Origin of the sequence: Actinomadura sp. NPDC049382, from assembly GCF_040677125.1 — a bacterium.
Taxonomy (GTDB): Bacteria; Actinomycetota; Actinomycetes; order Streptosporangiales; family Streptosporangiaceae; genus Spirillospora; species Spirillospora geliboluensis.
The window spans coordinates 108,791-128,488 of sequence record NZ_JBFARO010000004.1; the positions used below are offsets into that span (position 1 = coordinate 108,791).

5 protein-coding genes are annotated in these 19,698 nt (G+C 66.4%); 1 reads left to right on the forward strand and 4 read right to left on the reverse strand.

The features are described 5' to 3' along the window. The first annotated feature begins 247 nt into the window (after positions 1-247). Complete coding sequence (locus AB0K34_RS04275; RefSeq protein WP_364545318.1) at positions 248-1,795, forward strand: serine/threonine-protein kinase; 1,548 nt, start codon at positions 248-250, stop codon at positions 1,793-1,795. 232 nt (positions 1,796-2,027) lie between these two features. Here the strand turns inward: AB0K34_RS04275 and AB0K34_RS04280 are convergent, their stop codons facing one another. From AB0K34_RS04280 to AB0K34_RS04295, 4 genes are read right to left on the reverse strand one after another with little or no spacing between them, the layout of a single operon-like run. After that, complete coding sequence (locus tag AB0K34_RS04280) at positions 2,028-4,334, reverse strand: UvrD-helicase domain-containing protein (RefSeq protein WP_364545321.1); 2,307 nt, start codon at positions 4,332-4,334, stop codon at positions 2,028-2,030. Beyond that, a complete protein-coding gene (locus AB0K34_RS04285) occupies positions 4,331-11,053 on the reverse strand; it encodes a DEAD/DEAH box helicase (RefSeq protein WP_364545324.1) in 6,723 nt (2,240 codons plus the stop codon). The genes AB0K34_RS04280 and AB0K34_RS04285 overlap by 4 nt, the downstream gene beginning before the upstream one ends. After that, entirely contained in the window at positions 11,050-16,530 is a 5,481-nt protein-coding gene (locus tag AB0K34_RS04290) for a class I SAM-dependent DNA methyltransferase (RefSeq protein ID WP_364545327.1), read from the reverse strand. Before AB0K34_RS04290 ends, AB0K34_RS04285 begins: the two co-directional genes overlap by 4 nt. Further along, entirely contained in the window at positions 16,527-19,691 is a 3,165-nt protein-coding gene (locus AB0K34_RS04295) for a DEAD/DEAH box helicase (RefSeq protein WP_364545330.1), read from the reverse strand. Before AB0K34_RS04295 ends, AB0K34_RS04290 begins: the two co-directional genes overlap by 4 nt. Positions 19,692-19,698 lie beyond the last annotated feature (7 nt).

Genomic DNA, 19,698 nt, shown 5'->3' on the forward strand with positions numbered 1-19,698 from the left:
GTGTCGAAATGGAGTTGGGTGCCGGGGGCCGGACCACAACATCACGAGGTGACTTACTGTACTTGGTCCACCGCGACATGGAGAAGAGGTGTGGCTTGCAGGCGGGTTCGCCGCCGAGCCAGGGATGCGAGGCTCCTGGCTTCTTGATTGAACAACAGCTTCGATACGATTCGTCGCAACCGCATCGTTTGCGCTGGTCGTCCACCTTCTTGGGGTGGCATGTGAAGGGGCCCGGGTGGAGTCTGGAGTGGAGATCGCCGGACGGTATCGGCTGGAACACGTTCTCGGTGGAGGTGGTTTCGGGAGGGTGTGGCGGGCCGTCGACCTGCTGCGGGATCGTCCAGTAGCGGTCAAGGTGCTGCATGCAGAGGTCGCGGCTACCAGTCCTGTATGGCTGAGCAAATTCCGACAGGAAGCACGGATTGCGGTCCGGTTGAAGCATCCGAGCATAACCACCGTCGATGACTTTGGAGAATACGGAGGCCAATGGTACATGGTGATGGAGTTCCTAGAAGGCGTGAGCCTGGAACAGGAAATCGCCGAAAACCCAGGGGGACTTATGCTCGCGCGAGCGCACGCGCTGGGAGCGCAGGTCGCCGACGGTCTGGCGACCGCCCATGAGCGCGGAATCGTCCATCGAGACCTCAAACCCTCTAACGTTATGCTTCTGGACGGGGACCGCGTCAAGATCTGCGACTTCGGGATAGCTCACATCGCCGATGCATCGGCCACCCACACCATCAGCGGACAGGCTGCCGGCACCCCCACCTACATGGCTCCCGAGCAATGGCTGGGCCAGGCCGTCGACCAACGCACGGACCTGTACGCATTCGGTGGCCTTCTATACGCTCTCCTCACCGGACGACCTCCTTTCCCCGGCCCATCAACACCAGCGTTGATGGGCCAGCATCTCAACATGACGCCAATCCCGCCAAGTGCGATCCGGCCGGAAATACCTGCCGCCATGGACCAACTCGTCTTGGGCCTACTGGCAAAGGAGGCGAGCCAGCGTCCTGAGCGAGCCGCTGACGTCCTTTCCAGCCTGCATCGAATGATCGGACTTCATACGCCAACTTCGCAGGAGCAGGTCCGCAGTTCCATCCGGTCCGCTCAGATGGGCGCGACAGTCCAACTACTTCCTCAGGCATCACCCTCTTTGGCAGGCGACCAAGCCAATGAACACCCCGGACGCCGGTGGTCACGGCGCGCCTTGCTCGCAACGGCAGCAGCGGCCGTTGCGGCCGTGAGCGTTCCACTGGCTTTCGTGATTGATCCTGCGGGCAGCGGCAAAGACGCCAGCGCCAAGGCGTCCGATGGGGACGCCAAGGAAGTCAGGGGGATAGTCCCCAATGGTGCCGACATCGAGAACCGGCCGGAACCCAGTCCTTTGAGCAGCAGTGGGCTCATCCTTGACTTCGGTGAAACCTATGTATACCCGGATAAGCTGAGTGTACGTATAGGTAAGCCTGAGCGCATAACTCCGACCGCCTTCGCGGCGGTGCCCATAAAGACCAAGTATTATGTAATGTTCGCGATCACGGTGACCAATCGAACTTCGAAGCCGTTCAGTCCGTCATCGTTCTTTGCTACACTGCAGAGTGCAAATCGAGAAATGCAAGAAATATTCGACTCCGGTCAACCGGATAAGTACATGCTTTCCGGTAGTCCGAATACCTCGCTGCTGCCGGGACGCGAAGTTGCCTGGAGTATTGGCTTCGGAGTCGATGATCCAGATGATTTGATCTTGGAGATCGCGGCCGGTCCGGACCGCGGAAAAGTGATCTTTAAGACGTAGATAGTGTTGCACGTGGACTGTCTCGCCCGTGCCGGGCACGGGGATCGAGCCGGAGTCGAAAGGCCTTCCGACTCCGCAGTGCACAGGCTCTGAGCATGGCGGCGACCGTCGACGCTCTGAGTCGATCTTCCCCTGTTCCGCGGCTACCTGGCCGAGTTGGTCGTGGAACGGGGGAACCTGGCCGTCGGCCACCCTGACCGTGGCGGTGGTCGCAGCGGCGCGGAGCCGTCAGCTACGAGGGTAGGAATGGGCTGGGCTTGCCGTGCCAGGAGATGTGCAGCGCGTCGCGGGCTCGGGTGGCGGCGACGAAGAGTTGGCTGCGGCTCTTCTTGAGTTCGCGTTCGTACCGCTTGGGGTCGGTTGTTGCGTACTTCTCGATGAGGGCGGTGCGTGGGAGGATACCGTCGCTTGCGCCGATGATCGCTAGTTTCTGGTACTCGAGCCCCTTGAACCGGTGCATCGTGCCGATGTGGACCTCGCCGCTTCCCTGCGGCCCCTCCTTGGTGAGGGTGGCTGTGCTGATTCCGTGCTTGGTCTCCAGGTCGGCGGCGACGCGGCCGGCCATCTCACCATCGGCGACGCAGACGGCGATGGTGCCGCTCGGGTCGCGTACGGTGCCGTCCGCGCCAGGCTCGGTGATCTCCGCGCGCCACTGCTTGAGGGTTTCGGCGAGCTGGGCGACCTCGTCGGTCCAGTCGGCGCATGCGACGTACTCGGGGGTTGGGCCGTGCAGCAGGGAGTGGTAGCCGTGGAGGGTGTCGGTGCCGTCGTCGAGGTCGTCATAGGTGCCGCCGCGGACGACCTTGGCGGCCTGGTCGAGGATCTCCTGTGTGGTGCGGTAGCTGAGGGTCAGCTTCGAGGAGCGGCCGCGGATGTTGACCCCGACGGTGGAGAGAGTGACCTGCCGGTCGTAGATCCGCTGGTGGGTGTCACCCGCGATGAACAGGTCGCTTGGGCCAGGAGCGACCATGGCGCGCAGCATCTTCCAGTGGGCGGGGCTGAGGTCCTGGGCTTCGTCGACGACGATGTGCTGGTAGCGGTGATGTAGGTAGCGCGTTCCGGAGCTGTTGTCGTCAAGGTGGGCTGCGTCGCCGTCGATGTCGTTCTTGTGCTCGTTCCGGAGCTGGATCTTGCGGGCGCGCTCCATCTCGTAGCGGGCTGCGCGTTCGGCGGCCTGGGCCCAGGTTTCCCGGCCGAGGCCGTTGAGGCGCAGGGTGAACTGGTCGAGCAGCTTCCAGATGGCGGCGCGTTCGGGTCGCGTGAGGGCGCGGCCCATGCCAGCGCGGCGGGCTTTGAAGTAGTCCTGGCGGGTGGCGAGAGACTGGCCCAAGATGATCTGTTCCCATTCATCGAAGAGGAACTCGGCGTCCCAGCGCTGCTCGTCGTGTTCGAAGAGCACTTCGCGGAGTACATCCAGGGCCTGGTCGTCGGTGATCAGGCTGCGCTGTGAGCCGGGCGTGGTGTTCTCATTGAGAACGCTCTGGGCGAGTTGGTCGATGTGCTTGATGTCGATTCGGCTGAGCAGTTCCGGGTCGATGAGCGAGGTGAGCCGGGAGCGCAGGTCGGCTGTGAGGTTCTTGGTATAGGTGGTCAGCAGGATCGGCCTGCCGGTGCCGGGCGGCAGCGTGGCGGCGAGACGGGCGACGCGGTGCAGGGCGACGATGGTCTTGCCGGTGCCGGGGCCGCCACTGACACGGGCGGGGCCGTTGTAGTTTCGTTCGACGATCTTGCGCTGGGTCGGGTGGAGGTAGACCTTCCAAGCACGGAAGTCGCCCTCGGCCAGGATGTTGCGGATGTCGTCGTCGATGGTCGTGACCGCGGTTCGGGTGAGGGCTGCCGCCATGTCGTCTTCGAATCCCGGCTCGAGCGGGGCGGCGGCGGGCTGGGTGATCTCACGTTCGACCTCGTCCACGGGCATGCCGGAGCCGAGGCCAGTGAGGATCTCGGCGGTCAGGCGTGGGGCACCGGCGATGAGTTGGTCGAGTTCCTCGTCGGTCGTGACCGTGAGGGCGAGGTCGATGAGCGCTTCGGCGACTCCAAGCCGGCGCAGGTCCTCGGGGGTGCAGGCGGCGAGGAGCGGTTCGGTGGGGACCGCCGGTTGCGGTTCCGGGGCGGGGGTGGGTGCGGGCTCGGCCGGCACGGTCTGCTCGTCGGGGGCCGGGGTGAGCTGGAGGCCCGCACGCTGGAGGACGCTCTGGCCGACGGTGCTGAGGTCGACGAACTCGATCTCGCCGGTGATGCGGTTGATGGCGACGGTGAGTTCGTCGTAGACGTCCTTGCGGTGGCGGATGGCGACGATCAGCCACTGCGGGATGCCGTCGGGGCCGACACCTGCCCGGGCGAGAAGCGCCCGGTACGAACGGTCGATCTTGGCGCGGTAGATCCGGCCGTCGCCCTTGAGCGGCTTGAGGTCGAGGCTGGGGTGATCGGGATCGAGGCGGAACTGGTGACAGAAGTCGTAGAACTTCGTCTTGACCGACGAGTCCATCTTGTAGAGCTCGTTTTCGGCCTTCTGGTACAGGCTGAGGCGTGCGGTCATCGCGCGACCCCCTGTTCTTCGGAGTCGGGAAGGGCGTTGGCGTCGGGGAGCGCGGCCAGCAGGGCGTCGAGGTCGGCGAGCCACTCGTCGGCCGAGCGTACGGTAAAACCTGCCTCGCGGTAGGCGCGCCAGGTCTTGTCGCTTTCGACGTCCGCTTGATCGTGGGGCTTGGCCATGACGGCGATCCGCTGGTCGCCGTGTTCCCAGACGAAGTCGGCGATCCAGCCGCGGTCGCCGAGTTCGTAGCCGTAGGCGGGTGCTGCCTTGCCTTCGTCGGCCACGATGTGGGCGAGGCGGGTGAGGGGGGTGTCGGGTTCGTCTTCGTCGAGGTACTTGAGAATGTCCTCGTCCCACAACAGGTCCCGCAGCGCAGTTTCGAGTGGAGAGTCGTTGGACGTTCCGGTGGGCGCAGGTCGCGGCGCGGGTACTGCGGTGCCGTACCTCTCGACGAGGGATTCGAGTTCGCCGGGGCCGCCGAAGGCCTTGAGAACCGAGATGTCGAACCCCGCTGCGGTGGCAGTGGTCAGCTGAACACCGTCGCCGCCGTCGTGGGTGAGGAACTGCAGAATGTTGGACCACTGGAGCCAGGAGCGCCAGCGTGCCTTGTGTTCTGGCGTGCCGAGTTGGTCGGGTGCGGTGTCGTCGAGGCAGGCCAGGGCGGACCAGTGGCCGACGGCTCCGTCGACGAGGACGGCGATGGGGAGACCGGACTGGTCGCAGCTCTGGAACAGGTTGAGCGTGCCGCTGCCCTGGACGGGAGCCCTATCCCCGCCGTCGATGGCGCCCCAGGCGTCGAGGAGATGGGCGAGCATCTGGCGGGTTTGATCAGGGTCGCCCTGCCCGACGAGGATGTCGTTCTCGGTCCCGAGAAGTCCGCCGACCACGGCCGATGCCCGCCTGCCCCAGGCTGCGTTGTCCGGGCTGCGCAGGTAGGCGAGGAGCATGGTCATCGGGTCGGTGAAGGCGGTGGCGGCAAGGTCGCCACCGTTGTCGCCATCGCCACCATGCTCGGTGTAGAGCTGCGCGGCGAAGTCCTGGGCACTGCGCGGGTAGGGCGGCCACACCGGCTCGGCGGCATCCCGCTGCACGGATTCCGCCGTATTCGTCTGCCGCTCGAAGTCGTTGAGGTCGTCCCAGGTGAGTTGGAAGACGGTGCGTCCATCGGCCCGGAGTCGGTTGCGCTTATCGGCATCGCCGGCGAGCCGGTTGTGCTGCCGAGTCGCGTGGTAGCGATGTCCGTCGAGATAGATGGTGATCTTCTGCTTGGGGCCGTCGACACGTTCGAAAGTGAAGTCGGTACGGGTGTAGCTCTCGTTGCGCTGGGCGGTCAGACGCCAACCGTGCACCGTGCCGGCCTCGTCGAGACGCAGGTAGGCGCTGTTGTCGCCGCTCTCTTCCAGAACGGCATCGCCGCGCTGCCCGGCCCACCCGCGCAACGCCTTGAGGAAGCGCGCCTCAAGGTCGGACTCGACCTGACGACCCAAGCCGATCTCGTCGGTATTGCCGACCGGCCTGGTCTCCCAGGCGACGGCGTCGTCGGTCCCTAGGAGCTGGTCGAGGATCTCCAGGGCGGCTTGGCGGGAGACGCGTTCGATGTGCTGGTCGTCGGCGTAGCGGTACAGGCAGAGATGGCAGGCCTGCCTGCCCTCCGCGTTGCATGGACAGTCCATGATCAACCGGCGCGCGTCCTCGAGTACCTGACGGAACTTCGCGGGTTTGGTGAGCCGGTCGAGGTAGCGTGTCCCATGCGGGAGGCGGTCGTACAGGACCAGGAAGTGCCGCTTCTCCGCAGTGCCGCGGTCCGGCATGGTAGCCAGCGTGGTGTCGAGGTGCTGCGGGTCACCTCCGAAGGCCTCGTCGACACCAAGACGCAAGACCGCCTGGAAGGAGTGGATCTTCTCCTCGACGAGTACGGTCGCGGCGGGCAGCAGAATGCGCAGGGCTTCGGTCTCCAGCTCGTGAGCGAGCAGGACGGGTTCCTGTGGCACGTCCTTCTTGCCGCGCCGCAGCGGGCACCAGGGGGTGTGGTGCTTGAGTTCGCGCCGGCGGTTGGCGGAGTTGCCGAGGGAGTCGCGGTCGTCGTCGAAGACCGGGCGTCCGTCGGCGCTCGCGGCCCCGCAAGCGGTGCACACGTGGAAGGGGGCGATGCGCACCTGCTGTCCGGCGATCCGGTCGTTCTCCTGGGCACCGATGCTGAGTGGTCCGACGTTGACGCGTCGGATGACGGCCCGGCGGGTGTAGTCGACGCCGAAGATCTCCTTGGTGTGCCGCCAAGATTTGCCCGCGGCGAAGTCCTTGGGGTCGATGTCGACCATGTCCACGATGGTGTAGAAGCGGCGATCGCGGTCGTCGCTCTCGTCGCCGATTCTGGCATCCTCCCGCATGTCGCGGGCTGTGACGACGGTGGGTTGGACGATCTTCCGTAGGCTGCCGGAGTCTGCGATGCCATCTGACCCGCAGCGGGGGCAGGGCGTGATGTCGTTTTCGGCGTTGTCGGTGCGGACGTAGCCGCAGGAGGGGCAGAAGCGCCAGTAGCGCCAGTCCTCGTCCTTGCCAGTAACGATGTCGATGCCGGTGATCCGGTGCTTGTAGCCCTCGGCGTAGAAGGTGTTGCCGGGGGCGAGTTCGGACAGGGCGAAGCTGCGGGGCCGTGGATAGGAGAACGACTTCGACTTGTAGCGGACCCGGCCGTCGGGTGTGGTGCCCTCGGGCCAGACGATGGTGGCGTCGAGTGTGGTTGCGGCGTCGATGAGGGCGTAGTTGGGCAGCAAGCCCAGATCGCACAGCACGGTTTGTGCGGGCTGGCGCTGACGCGCGGCGCCCCGCTTGGAGGTGGCGCCCAGTTCGGCTTCCAGTTCCGCCTTCGTGCGGGCCTGTTCATCGTCGCCGTCTTTGAGCTCGTCGATTGCTGAGCGGATCGTGCGGATGCGGGTGCGCAGCTTCTGGTTCTCGCGCTCCCATTCCCGCTCGGCCTTCTCGATCGCGCTGCGGATACCGCGCACTGCGTACCGTTTCAGCTCGTCCTGAGCGGTGCCGCTGACGCCGGTCGGGAACAGCGCGAGGAAGTCGGCGACGAGCTTCGCACCATGCGCCAAGGCGGCTTCGATGAGGTCGGCGAGATAGCCGGAGGGGCCGAAGAGCTCGTCGACCCGGCGCGGCAGGGCGGCCAGCGGCCTGCCGTCCTCGCGCAGCAGCCGGCCGCGGGCCGCGAGATCGAGGAGGTGGGCGGTGTACTGCCGGCGCAGGATCTCGATGGCCGACAGGTACGAACCCGGCGGCACGATCCGCCCGTCGATCATGTCGCGTGGCCGGTCGAGGAAGTACAGGTCACGGCGGGAACGGTCGGGGATCGTCAGCAGGAAGGCGTTCCCAGTACGGCGCCCGGCCCGGCCCGCCTGCTGGGCATAGTTGGCCGGCCGGCGCGGAAGGGCGCCGAGGACGACGGCGGACAGATCACCGATATCGATACCCATCTCCAGGGTGGGTGTGCAGGACAGCACGTTGGGGTCGTTGAACCCCTTGCCGTCGCGGAACGCCGCCTCGACGCGCTCGCGCTTTCCGCGGGAGAGCAGGCCGGTGTGCTCGGCCGTGATGACCTGGTAGGTGCCGGCCCGCCGGTACAGCGTGCGGTAGTAGTCGTCGCGGTAGTCGCGGTCGCGGTCGTGCCGGTCGACAGTGTCCAACCACCGGTCGCCTGCGACAACGCGCCCGGACGTGCAGCGATACGCCTGGCAGGGCTGTCCGTGATACTGCGCCAGCAGGGAGGGGTGGACGGTCTGCTCCCAGAAGCACTTCGGGCAACGCACATACGACTCGTTGACCTGGGCGTCGGGAAGCCGCTGGAGGAGGACGGCGCCCGGCTGGAGGCCGTAGACGCGGATGGCGGTATCGCGCGGTGTCCGCGCTGCAAGCAGCCCGGCATCGGTGAGCCGGGGCAGCAGCCGCCCCCAGAATTCGTCGGCCTGCTCGCGAGTCATGTCGAAGCAGCGCTGGGCCCACGCCTGGTACCAGGACAGACGCCCGGCGGCAAAGTCGAACTCGCTCCCCGGTTTGGGCCGGGCGAGCAGAAAGCTCGGCGCGGACACGCCCTTGGGGAAGGCCTTCATGCCGCGCGGCCGGCCGCCCCAGATGAAATAGCGGCTGGTGCCCGCCTCGTCCAGGAAGTTCGCCAGCCACCGGTGCCCGACCGCCCCGCGCCTGCGCAGCCGCTCCAAGAGACCGCGGAGGAACGCCAGGTAGCGGGCGTCGCCGTGTTCGGTGAGTGCGAGCCCGCGGTAGGTGGCCTCCTCATGGGCCGCACGCACGATCGCCACGGCGTCCCGCTCGTCGGGGATGCCCACCCAGGCGGCCACGGTGCGAGTCAGCTCCAGGGTACGACCGTTGCGGGAACGGTGGCCGAACTCCATCACGGCCTCGAATGCGAACCGTTCACCGATCAGGTCCCAGGTCTTCCTGTCCCCGCCGCGCCCCCTGCCAGACAGCAGGCGCGCTACGCCCGTGTCGTCATGCAGATCCGGCGGGACGACGGCGGCGAGCGTCTCGCGGTCGGTGGTGGCCGCGACGACGTCGGCGACGAGGTCGTTGAGTGCGCTGGGCCGCTGCTCGTTCAGATGTTTGGTGAACAGGGCCCGTAGGGAGAAGGTGTAGGAGCGGGAGGCGACGAAACCGGCCCGGTGCGCGGCGTCCTGAACCGAGTCGTTGAACATCAGCGTCTTGGTCTCGCGCTGCTTCTTGTCCATCTCCCCGCCGGTGAACAGCTGGGTGATGGACGCGGCGGTGAGCGCGGCGGAACCCGTACCGAGGAAGCGGATCGCGTTGTGCGTGCCGCACGCGGGGCACCAGTCGTCCTTGGCGGCGCGTTCCGCGGTGTCGCCGAGCTGGACGAGGACGAAGACCGAACCCGGGCTCGCGGGTTGAGGGGCGCCCTCGTCGTCGTAGTCGTCCTGGGGGCTCGGCGGGCGAAGGCGCCGGGAAAGACCGTCGAGCACCATGAGCACGCCCGCGCCGCCGGTGGTCAGCGACCTCTGCGCCACCCGATTGATGGCGGTGCGGCCATTGCCTTCACGGGCCTCGTTGTCGGTGGCCGCCACCAGGGTGCGCACCTTGGCCTTGTCGGCGGTGACCGTGGCCCTGCGGATCTTGTGAGCCTCGAAGTTCAGCTCCTCGTGATCCGACTCAGGGGCCAGGATGGACCAGCCGGATCGCCCGCAGTCACGGCAGTACACCGCGGGCAAGAAGACCGTGGCTTCGCGGGATGCGGTGGTGTCCGGCGTCGTGCGCAGCTGGTTCTGCGCGCCGGCCGTGTCCCAGGCGAACTCCGCCTTCGGCCAGGGCAGCACACCGCGCAGCATGCGCGTGACGGACCGCGCCCACTGATGTACCTCGACCTGGACGAGGGGACGCTCGCGCGCGGCCGGGGATTCCGGGTCACGCGCCACCGACAGCAGCCCGACGAAGCGGGTGAGTGCCGACGCGGCGATCTGCGGCCGGGTCGTGATCGCCTCGTCCCAGCTCTTCGCCCCGCTGCGGCGCATCACGTCGAGCACCTCGTCGTAGGTGCGCGCCGTACCGTCGAACGCCTTCAGGACCGCATACGTCAGGCGGTTGCGCTTGAGCGCGGCGCCCAGAGCGAACGGGTCGGTGGTGCGGCTTCCGGTGACGGCCTCGGCGAGGTCCGCGAGCGCCTCGAGACTGGAAGCCGGGTCTCGCAGAGCGGCCAGCGTCTCGGGCGGCGTGGCCTGGCCGGGAAGAAACCTCGGATCGGGGGTCGACTCGGTCAGCATGAACTCGTCGACGCTCTGCCGGTCCTCTCCGATGATCGCGTCCTCGGTGAACTCGGTGCCGAAGACTCTGGTGGCCACGGAGAGAAGTTGTCGCACTTCGTCGGCGCCGGTGCCGGAGGCGAGCGTCGCAGAGGTCGCGACGGGAGTGATCGAGCCGAGCGGCTCGCCAGGCCGGTCAGCACCAACAGCGATGGAAAGGCGGCGCAGCAGCATGGCGACGTCGGTGCCCTGCGCACCGTCGTAGGTGTGGAACTCGTCGACGACGACGTAGCGGATGTCGCTGCCGTCCCACAGCGCCGCGTCGGCCGCACGTTGCAGGAGCAGGTCGAGCATCTTGTAGTTGGTGATCAAAATGTCCGGCGGGGACAGTTGCATGTCCTGGCGGCGCGTGTAGACCCGGTCGTAGTGGGTCGCCGCCTTGTCTCCGATGTACAGGCCGGCGCGGACGCCGAGCAATTCGGCGTGATCAGTCAGCAACTCGCTGATACGACCTGCCTGGTCGGTGGCCAGGGCGTTCATGGGATAGAGCAGGACGGCCTTGACCCCAAGGTTCCCGGCCGCGCGCTCCCGAGCACAGTGATCGAGGACGGGGTACAGGAACGCCTCGGTCTTGCCGGAGCCCGTGCCCGTCGTGATCAACGTGGGCTGAGGTGCATGCCCGTCCTTGGAGGTGAGCCGCGTGAACGCGCGGGCTTGGTGCGCGTGCGGCGTCCAGTCGTCGGCGCGCACCCAGTCCAGATGCTGCCGCCAGCCGTCCTGGGCCGGGGTGAAGGGAGTGCGCAACCGCAGGAACGGACCCCGGAACATGCCCGTCATCTCGTCCCCGAGAAAGGCATGCAGCGCCTTACGGGCTCCCTCGTCCGCGAGGCCATATGTCGTGGACAGGTACTGGAGCAGGCTCTCCTTGAGCCCCTGTGCTTCGAGGGTCGGCCTCACGAGGTCGGGACCTCCATCTTCTCCGGGTCCCACAGACCCTTGTCCACGGCCTCGCCGAGGCGCTTTTTGAAGTAGGCGTGCGCCTCGCTCATCTCGCGCTCGCGATCGGCCTTGTAGAAGGGAGCGGTGTAGCCGTCCGGGACAGGGGCGGTCTTAGGGTCCTGCAGGTGGGCCTCGAACTGCAACCAGTGCTCTTTGGTCTGATCGAAGCCGTAGGTGTACCGGTCGCCGGCGATTTTCCGCTCGTTGGCGTCAAACCACGTCACCCGGTCGAAGTCCTGCATGATCGGGAAACGGGCCCGGTACATGGCGATGAGCGTCTTGGCGTCGATGCCGAGCCATACGGCCACGAGTGCGTCGATCTCGACGAGGGCGGCACGGCGGGCGTACTCGGTCCGGAGCGGGGTGTTGCGCTGCCAGGTGGGGGCGACGTTGTGCAGTTCGGTCTTGAGGTTGGGCCACTTGATCGCCCAAGGCTCGTAGGCCTGCCACTTGGGGTCGTAGAGCTCCGCCCAGAGGTCGGCGTAGGCAGTGGTCAGGGCGTTCAAGCGGAGCGTGCGCAGGAGGAGGGCAGAAGCGAGAGGGTGTTCGCTCTGTGGCGCCGGAAGTCGCTTCGCTTGGGCAACGTCGAGGTGACCGACGCCTGCGGTGCGGAGCAGGTAGTCGATAGGTAGCGAGGCTAGAAAGCCCGCAGTCAGAGCAGTGAGACTCCTCGTTGCCAGGCGTGCGGAACGTACTGCGTGAACGTGAGTTGCTTCAGGCGGGAACAGCGCGGCATAGAGCGCACGCTCGGTATCAGGCGCAACTCTTTCGCGCCATGCAACGCGATAGTAATCGCTGTACGGACGGCTCGCCTTGGCAAGCAGGAATTTCTTGACCTGCCCGTCATCGACCTTTTCGGGCTTCATCTTGCGCTTCTCCGCAATCCGGATCTGCGCTTGCAGTCGCTCCTCCCGCGAAGCGAGCAGAGTCTCGTACTTCTCCCAGTCGATCCACCTCTTCTGCTCACCTAGGAACACGTCGCGCGGAGCCACGCACCGATACTCGGACTCGGGCACCGCGTCGTCCGGAAGCGACCTCGGGTCAAGGCCGTGAATCTCGCCGCTGCCCTGACTGGGCTGCTTGAACATCGGGTTAGCAACGCCGATCTGCGGATTCTTGAGGATGACGTCACCCCACGCCTGAGTGTAGTAGTCCTCCTGACCATCGACCCCGGTGTTGTAGTCGATGAGCCGCTGATCACCGTCCGGGCCGTACTGCGCCTTCTTGGCTCCGCTCTCGTCGTATCCACGGGTGATATCCGGATCCAGGGCACTGAGGTGCAAGGCATAGGTGCCCAGCGCATCAATTGCCGGGTCTTCTGCTGTGCTCACCGGGGTGAGTAGACGCGTGTGTTCTAGGGGGCCTTCATCGCCTGCCAATCGACGCCACCGCTTAAGGGTGGGGGCGGTCACACGCACGATCCGTTTCGGGTGAGGGCGCTCGTCCCAGCCGCCGTCGTACCTGACGCCGGGATCCGCACCCGCGTTTTCAGCGGAGGCAGAAAGCCGGAGCGAGTCGACAGTGAAGAGCCATGACAACGAGTTGAAGGAAATCTCCCCTTCGTCCCCGTAGATGTGTACGCCGAAGTGGCTGGACCTCCCCACCGGGGGAGGGAAGAAGCGGTTGCCCGCGTTGACGAAGTCGCCGTGCACGCGCAGCCGGCGGTACGCCGCTGCTCGCAGCGCGGCCTCCTTGTCCCCGGCGAAGTGAGTATCGGGGTGCACCATCCCAGCGGTCCCACCGTGCCGAGCGTGGTCCCAGATCTCACACATGAAGGCGCGGTACAGATCTGGCTGGCTTCCCGAAATCAGCGGATAGATGGGCGCTGTCGAGAGGTAGGTGGCCGTCGTGACCGTATTCGTCACCTCGCGGAGCAGGTAATCTTGTACTTCCTCCCGTGCGAGTTCCCGCTCCCGTCGGCGGTTCTTGTCTTTGGCCTTCGGCTTCTCCGTAAGCATGAACCACGGCTCGAATTCCGCGAGGACCGGGTCCTCTTTCCACTCCGGCCGCACCCACGGGGGGTTGCCCACCTGGAGGTCGAAGCCTCCCGCCTCGCTGGTGAAGACACCTGCGAAGTCCAGTTCCCAGTGCAGGAAGCCTTGTTCAGCTGCGATGTCGCGGACCGTTCGCATCCAGGGATACCGCGTCTCGACCGCCTTACGGGCATCGTCCATGCCCATCTCGCGCTCGACCCATTCCTCGAGTTCCTTCAATTCATCAAGGGAGTCGAAAGACGCAGCGAGGGTGTTCTCCGGGACTGAACCTATGCCCACCATGGATTCAAGGAAGTCGATCCAATCGTCGAGGTTCGCGAGCGGAATTATGCCGCGGCGGCGTACCGGTCCGCTGGTCTTCTTGGGGGCGGAGGAGGTGCGCGCCTTCTTGACCTCCTTCTTCTTCTTTCTGGGCGCATCCCCGTCCGCGCCCAAAGACAACTGGTCGCCGTCCATCGAGAACAGCGGCCGGCTTTCGATGAACTGCGGCGCCGGGGTCGGATCGGGAACACGCATCTTGATCACGGCGGTCTGGCCGGCCGCCGACGACAACAGGGCATCCAGATCGGCTCCGGTCTGCGCCGTCACCACCGGTGGTGTGGCGTACTCGGGATCCGTGCCGTCCAGGAGCCCTACCTTGTCTAGAGGCCAGAACCACAGCGCACACCATGCGTCCATGATCTGCTTGAGCCGCCAGTACGGGGATCCTTCGGCCTCGAAGAGGTCCTGGAAGACCTTTTCCTTGGTCAGCGGCAGGCGTTGATCCGGGTTCTGTTTGTCGTGGCGGAGGAAGGCGTATTCCTTGGCGTCCTCCTTACGATCGGTGCCCCAAACGTCGATGGTGCGGGCGATCTCTTGCTCGCTCAGTTCCATGCGATTGGCGACCAGTGTCCACAGATACTCGACACGGCGAGCCGCTGCCTGTAGCCGTGCGAGTTGGCTGTGCTTGCCGCCCGTCGTCTTGGGCTTGGTCTGGACGAGCTTTTTCCACGCCTTCAACTGCTCCATCTGTGGCTCGGCGAGCCGTTCGACCAGCTTCTTCGCGTCGCCCTTCGCCGCTGCGATTGCACCCCAACCAGGCGTAGGCAGGAGGAATTGGTGAACGGCCCCCGCCGGCAACGGTTGCTCCGCGCCGTCGGCTGCCGCCCGGAAAGGCAGCTTGGTCGGGATTTGCGCGCCGATGGTCCGTTCCTTCTTGATGCGGTCGGCCTCGTAGACCCAGCGCCGGGCGCCGATCAGGGAGTTGCCGCGTCGCAGGTGCAAGCCGAACCATGGTGCGCGCATGCCGGGGTGCATGGTGTTGAGCCACAGCGATACCTCGGCGAGCTCCACACCGGTCGCGTTCAGGTCGATCCCGTAGGCGTTGTGGAGGGCGATGTAGGCCTTCACCCTCTGCTTGGCCTCGAGTGCCTTCGATGTTTCGAGGCTGACCCTCAACTCCTCCTGGCGGCGCTTGAGGTACTCCTCGGCGACCTGGTTGATCGCCTCGTTGAGGAACGCACCCGAGCCCAGGGCCGGTTCGCAGATCGTGTAGCGCAGAAGTTCGCTCGCGCGGGTTGGGACCGTGTTGCCGTCGGCGTCCTTCTGCTGGTCGAGGCGGTGCTTGAGGGCTAGCTCGACGGTGACCTTGGTGAGGGATTCGGGGGTGTAGTACGAGGCGGACGTCTGGCGGTCGCGGCCGGCCAGCCGGTAGACGAACGTGCCCGGCGCGTACTTCTTGGGGCCCCGCAGACCGTGCTGTTCGGCGTCCTGCGCGGAGTAGACAACGTGCGTGTTCTCCGGGTAGTCGTTCAGTCGGTCGACGGGGATGAGCCACGACCCCTTCTCCGGGTTGCCGTACTGCTTGCCGCCCTTCTTGTCACCCGGCTTGGCGACCTCGGCGAGTTCTTCCTCGGCGATGATGCCGGTGTAGGACATCAGGCCCTCATAGACGGCGCCGAGCTGGTTGATGCCGAGGTTGCGGTAGGAAATGAAGCCCCCTTGCCGGCCCTTCTGGCCGGCTTCCTTCATCGTGAGCAGGCGCAGCACCTGGTGCAACGCCTCGTTGCGCAGCCGCAGATCCAGCCACCGTGGACATTCGTTCGCGTCCTCGTCCCACCGGGGATCCCTGACGCGTCTACCGATGAGGTTGACCGCGTCCGGGGCGAACAGCTCACTGCGGAGCCGCTCGAAGCGCAGGCCGCGCTGCTCGCTGCGCTCCTCGGCGGGCTTGTCGTCGCACGCTTCGGTGCCGTACGGACGGTTGCCGAAGTTGACCTTGTTGAACAGGACGTCGAGTGAGGCGTAGAGGTGGAAGCCGTTTCGGCTCTCCTCGTCGACCAGCTTTCGGTCGCGCGCCACCAGTTCGCGCAGCCGGGCGACCGAGTAGCCGGCCTCGTAGGTGGAGTCGTCGGCGGGCAGGATGCCCAACTCCGGGCGGGCCTCCGCGTACAGGAGGAACAAGATGCGGTAGAGGTAGCGCAGCGACTCGCGGGTGAGCTGCCTGGCGAACGGGCCCTTCTTGAGGTCCTCGATCTCCCGTGGCTCGACCCGCGCCTCCCGCAGCCGGGCCAGTACCTCGTTCGCGATGATCTCAACCGAGTGCTGGAGCCCCGTGCGGAGTTCGGAGTTGACACCGACGGCGTTGTCACGTGACGCCTTCAGCAGGTCGTCGATGCGGCGGCCCTTGCCGTCGGGGCGGGGCGCGAGCATGTCATGGGAGAACAGGGCGGCGAGGAGGGAGAGCTCGCCAGCCTTCGCCGTGTCGTTGCGGGCCAGAGCCGTGTCCAGGTTCGCGGCGAGGTAACGGCCTTCAGCCCAGGCGTTGCGGTCGGCGAGGACGAGCACGCCGCCGCAGAGCAGCAGGACGAAGCGGGGCGCGTCGCCGTCGGGCTCGTGTAGTTCGCTCTGGAAGAGCCAACCCGCCAGCTTCTCGCCGATCTCGAGGCGGCCACCCGTTGTCTTGAGGCGGTGCAGGAGACGTCCTGCGCCATCGGGTTCCAGGGCGTCGTCGAGGGTGGCGGTCCAGCCGCAGTCGATCGCGACGATGCCGTCTCCGTGCCAGGCGACCTGGAGTTCGTACTTTGCGCCTGCATTGTGCACGGTGATTGGGCCGGACCGCTCACCGTAGCCGAGGGCTTCAAGGACGGTTGCGTGCCATGCCGCGATGCGTTCGGGCCACTCGCCTGTGGGGTCGTCGTAGGTGCTGCCGAGTCCTTCCTGCTGGGCGCGGGAGGCCAGGAAAGGGCGCGCGGTGGCCAGGTACTCGCCGCGGAGCCGTGGCAGGAGTTCGCGCGGGGTGGGGCGGGGGTCGTGGGGATCGGTCTCGCGGTCGGTCCACAGAGTGAACAGGCCCTCGTCGCCCGCTTTCTTCTTCTTGAGGGTGTTCTCCAGTTCCTCGCTGAAGTAGTGGGCGGAGAGGTATTCGCCGCGGTTGGCGAAGGAGTCGTAGGTGTAGCTCATCGTGCGGACTCCTCATCGTGCGCGGTGGTGGCGTGCAGGGGTTCGAGGACGGCGAGAAGTCGCAGCATCGGGTCGCCATCGGTCCGAAGGCGATCTACCAGTTTGCGGCGGCGGTCGGCGGTGTTGTTCACCTGAAGGCGGCGCTGCTGGCTGCCGGCGGCGATCAGGGCGTCCTGCTCCCACGTCTGCACCCGGTTCTCATACGGGGCCAGGTAGGAGTCGACCTGCTTGTCGTAGTCGGCGCGGCGGCCATGCAGATGGGCCTGGGCGGCGTCGACGGCTGCGGGGACGAGCCCTTGGAGCAGGTCGAGCGCGACGGGCTGGGCGCGTCCGGGCATGTCGGGGTCAACACCGCAGGCGGCGAGGAATGCCGAGTCCATGCACCAAACGCGAGGAGCGTCCGTCGCCAGGCCGGTGACGGCCATCCACTCCACGATCGTCGGCCGGCCCGCCTTGTTGGAGTAGGCGCCCTGGAGGAGGTAGACCGGGCCGGTGAGGGCCTTGGGCAGTGCGGCGTCGATCCGTTCGGCCTTGGCGGTGTCGGGCCGGTAGGCGAGAACGAAAGCCTCGTCGTACCGGAGCTTGGCCAGGACCTTGTCCGTCACCCAGTCGAGCACGGGATGGATGTCGGAGACGTAGGAGACGTTGGGCCACTGGGAGGTGGCCTGACCGGTCTTGCCCTGCCTGGCGTTGCGGGCCGCCTCCAGACGGTCGGCCGCGTACTGCTTGTTGAAGGTGATGCTCAGCGTGCCGTCGTACCTGGGGGTCGTGAGGACCTTCTCTTGCTCCAGGTACGACTTCGGTAGCTCCCGGAAGCGGTATTGCAGGTCGTCGGGCGGAGTGAACTCGATGCGGCCATGATCCGTTTCGGGCCGCCAGTTGAGGGCTTCGCGGTCGGCCTGCGGGTAGATCAGGTCCACTGCGGCGTGGAAATACGCCTTGGTGTCGGCGAACACGTGGGGGACGTCGGCCTCGCGCACCGCGGGCGCACCAACAGCGACGGGAGCCGCCGACGGATCGGCGAGCCGGGCGTTGGCATTGGCGAGGAGCCCGGCGAGGACCCCGCCCGACTCCTTCCGGGACTGCTTGATGGAGCGTTCGACGGTGCCGCCCTTGATGAGGTCGCGAGTGAGGCGGTCTTCTTCCCTGTCGTGGTTGTAGAGGCCGGTGACGGCGTCGGCGCTGCCTTCTCCGGTCTCGATCTCGTGTGCTTGAGCCTCGCGGCGCAGCAGGCGGGTGCCGACGAGCCGGTCATCGAGCGTGAGCGTTTCACCGCTCTCCTCGTCGTGCCGCCAGGGCACGTCGGCGGTGAGGATTAGGGCACGGAACTCGGGGCTGACCGCCTGTCCGTAGCGGTCGATACGTCCGTTGCGCTGCTCGATGCGGATGAGCGACCAGGGCAGGTCATAGTGGATGAGGTCGTGGCACTGATGGTGTAGGTTGACACCCTCCGAGGCGATGTCACCGGTGAACAGGATCCGCACCGGTTCTTCGAGCCGGCCGAAGCGGTCGACGATCTCCTGCTGCTGCTGGTCATTGGTCGTGTCGCCGTGCATGACCTCGACGACGCCGCCGTAGACCTTCCACGGGCGCGTCTTGTCCGGTTCGTCCTGCCGCTTCTTCGTAAAGCCGAGCCGTGCCGGGACCTGCTCGGCCAGCCAGTTCAGGGTCTCGACCCGCTCGGAGAAGATCACGACGCGGCGCTCGGAGCGCGGGCCGACGTGCAGATCGTCCCGCAAGGTGCGGATCAACGTGTCGAGCTTGGCGGAGTCGTCGTCGGTGAAGTCCGCGACCAGCGTCTCCAGCTCCGCAAGGGCATCGCGCTCGGCGGCGAGAGCGGCGCGCCGCTCGGGCGTGTTCGCCGCGGCCTTCGCCTTGCCCTGCACCGATCCGCCCTTCCGGCCGTCCAGGTAGGTACGGCGATTGGCGAGGGACTTGCGCAGGGCGACATGAGAGGAGAGAAACGCCTTGAGGAAGTTGTAGCCCACCAGTGGGTCGGCACAGACCGACGAACGGCCGGGGTCGCCCGGGGTCCATTCGCTCGCCAGCTTCCTCAGGACGGCCACCTCCTTCGGCGTCGCCGGAGCGGCCACCGGCAGCGAGGCTCCGCGTTCGGCCCAGGGCCTGCCCTTGAGACCATCGCGCACCTCGCGGTCGGTCTTGGTGCGTCTGATGTAAAGGTGGTCGAGGTCGGAGACCTTGTAGTTCGTGGGGTCGGCGATCGCCGCCGGATCGAGCATCCCGATCAGCTCGGCGAACGATTGGGCGTCGCCGTTGTGCGGCGTGGCAGAGGCCAGGATCAGGGCATCGGTCTGCTCGGCAAGGCGGCGGGCAAGGCGGTTATTACGGGTGCCCTTGTTCACGAGGTTGTGCGATTCATCGATGACCACCGCGTCCCAGGTGATGTTCTGCAGGTGGTGCGCGTAGGTCGCCGATTTGAGGGTGTCGACCGAAACGACGACACGCTTGAAATGAGCGAACGGATTGCGGCCCGCCGGGATCTCCTGCTGGATGCGCTGGATGCCTGTGGAGTCCAGACGCACAAGCGGCAGACCGAAGCGAGTCCACAGCTCACGCTGAAACTGCTCCAGCACGTGAGCGGGCGTGACCACAAGGATGCGTTCGCCGCGCCCTCGCCGGATCAGCTCAGCGAGGATGATGCCGATCTCCAGCGTCTTGCCGAGACCGACCACGTCCCCGATCAGGAGGCGGGGCTGCGGGTTGCGCATGGACAACGCCAGTTCGGCCGGACGCAACTGATGCTCCTGCCGCTCCATGAGGAAGGAGTCGGCGAGCGCGATGCCATGCTCGGTCTGCGGCAGCGCGGTCTTGCGAATGACCGCTTCCAGGTAGAGGCGGGCCTTGGCGTGCTTGGGGGTGTCGTCGGGCACGAGCCGGGTCTTGCGCGGATCGAGCACGTCGATCTGGTCCAGGTTCTCGTAGAACACCGCGTCCGTGCCGCGGACGAACGAGGAAACCCCGCTGACCTCGACCATGAGGCCGTCACAGGACTGCGCGACCGACCTGACGAGCCACTGTTCGTCGCGAATGAGCACCTGGGAGCCAGGGGCGAAGGCAGGCCTGGCGCCGGCCGGGGGCGCCGGCTGGTCCGCATCCGCGTCGCGCGCATCGGGAGCCTCGGGCTGCATCGCCGTGTTCACCTGGTGT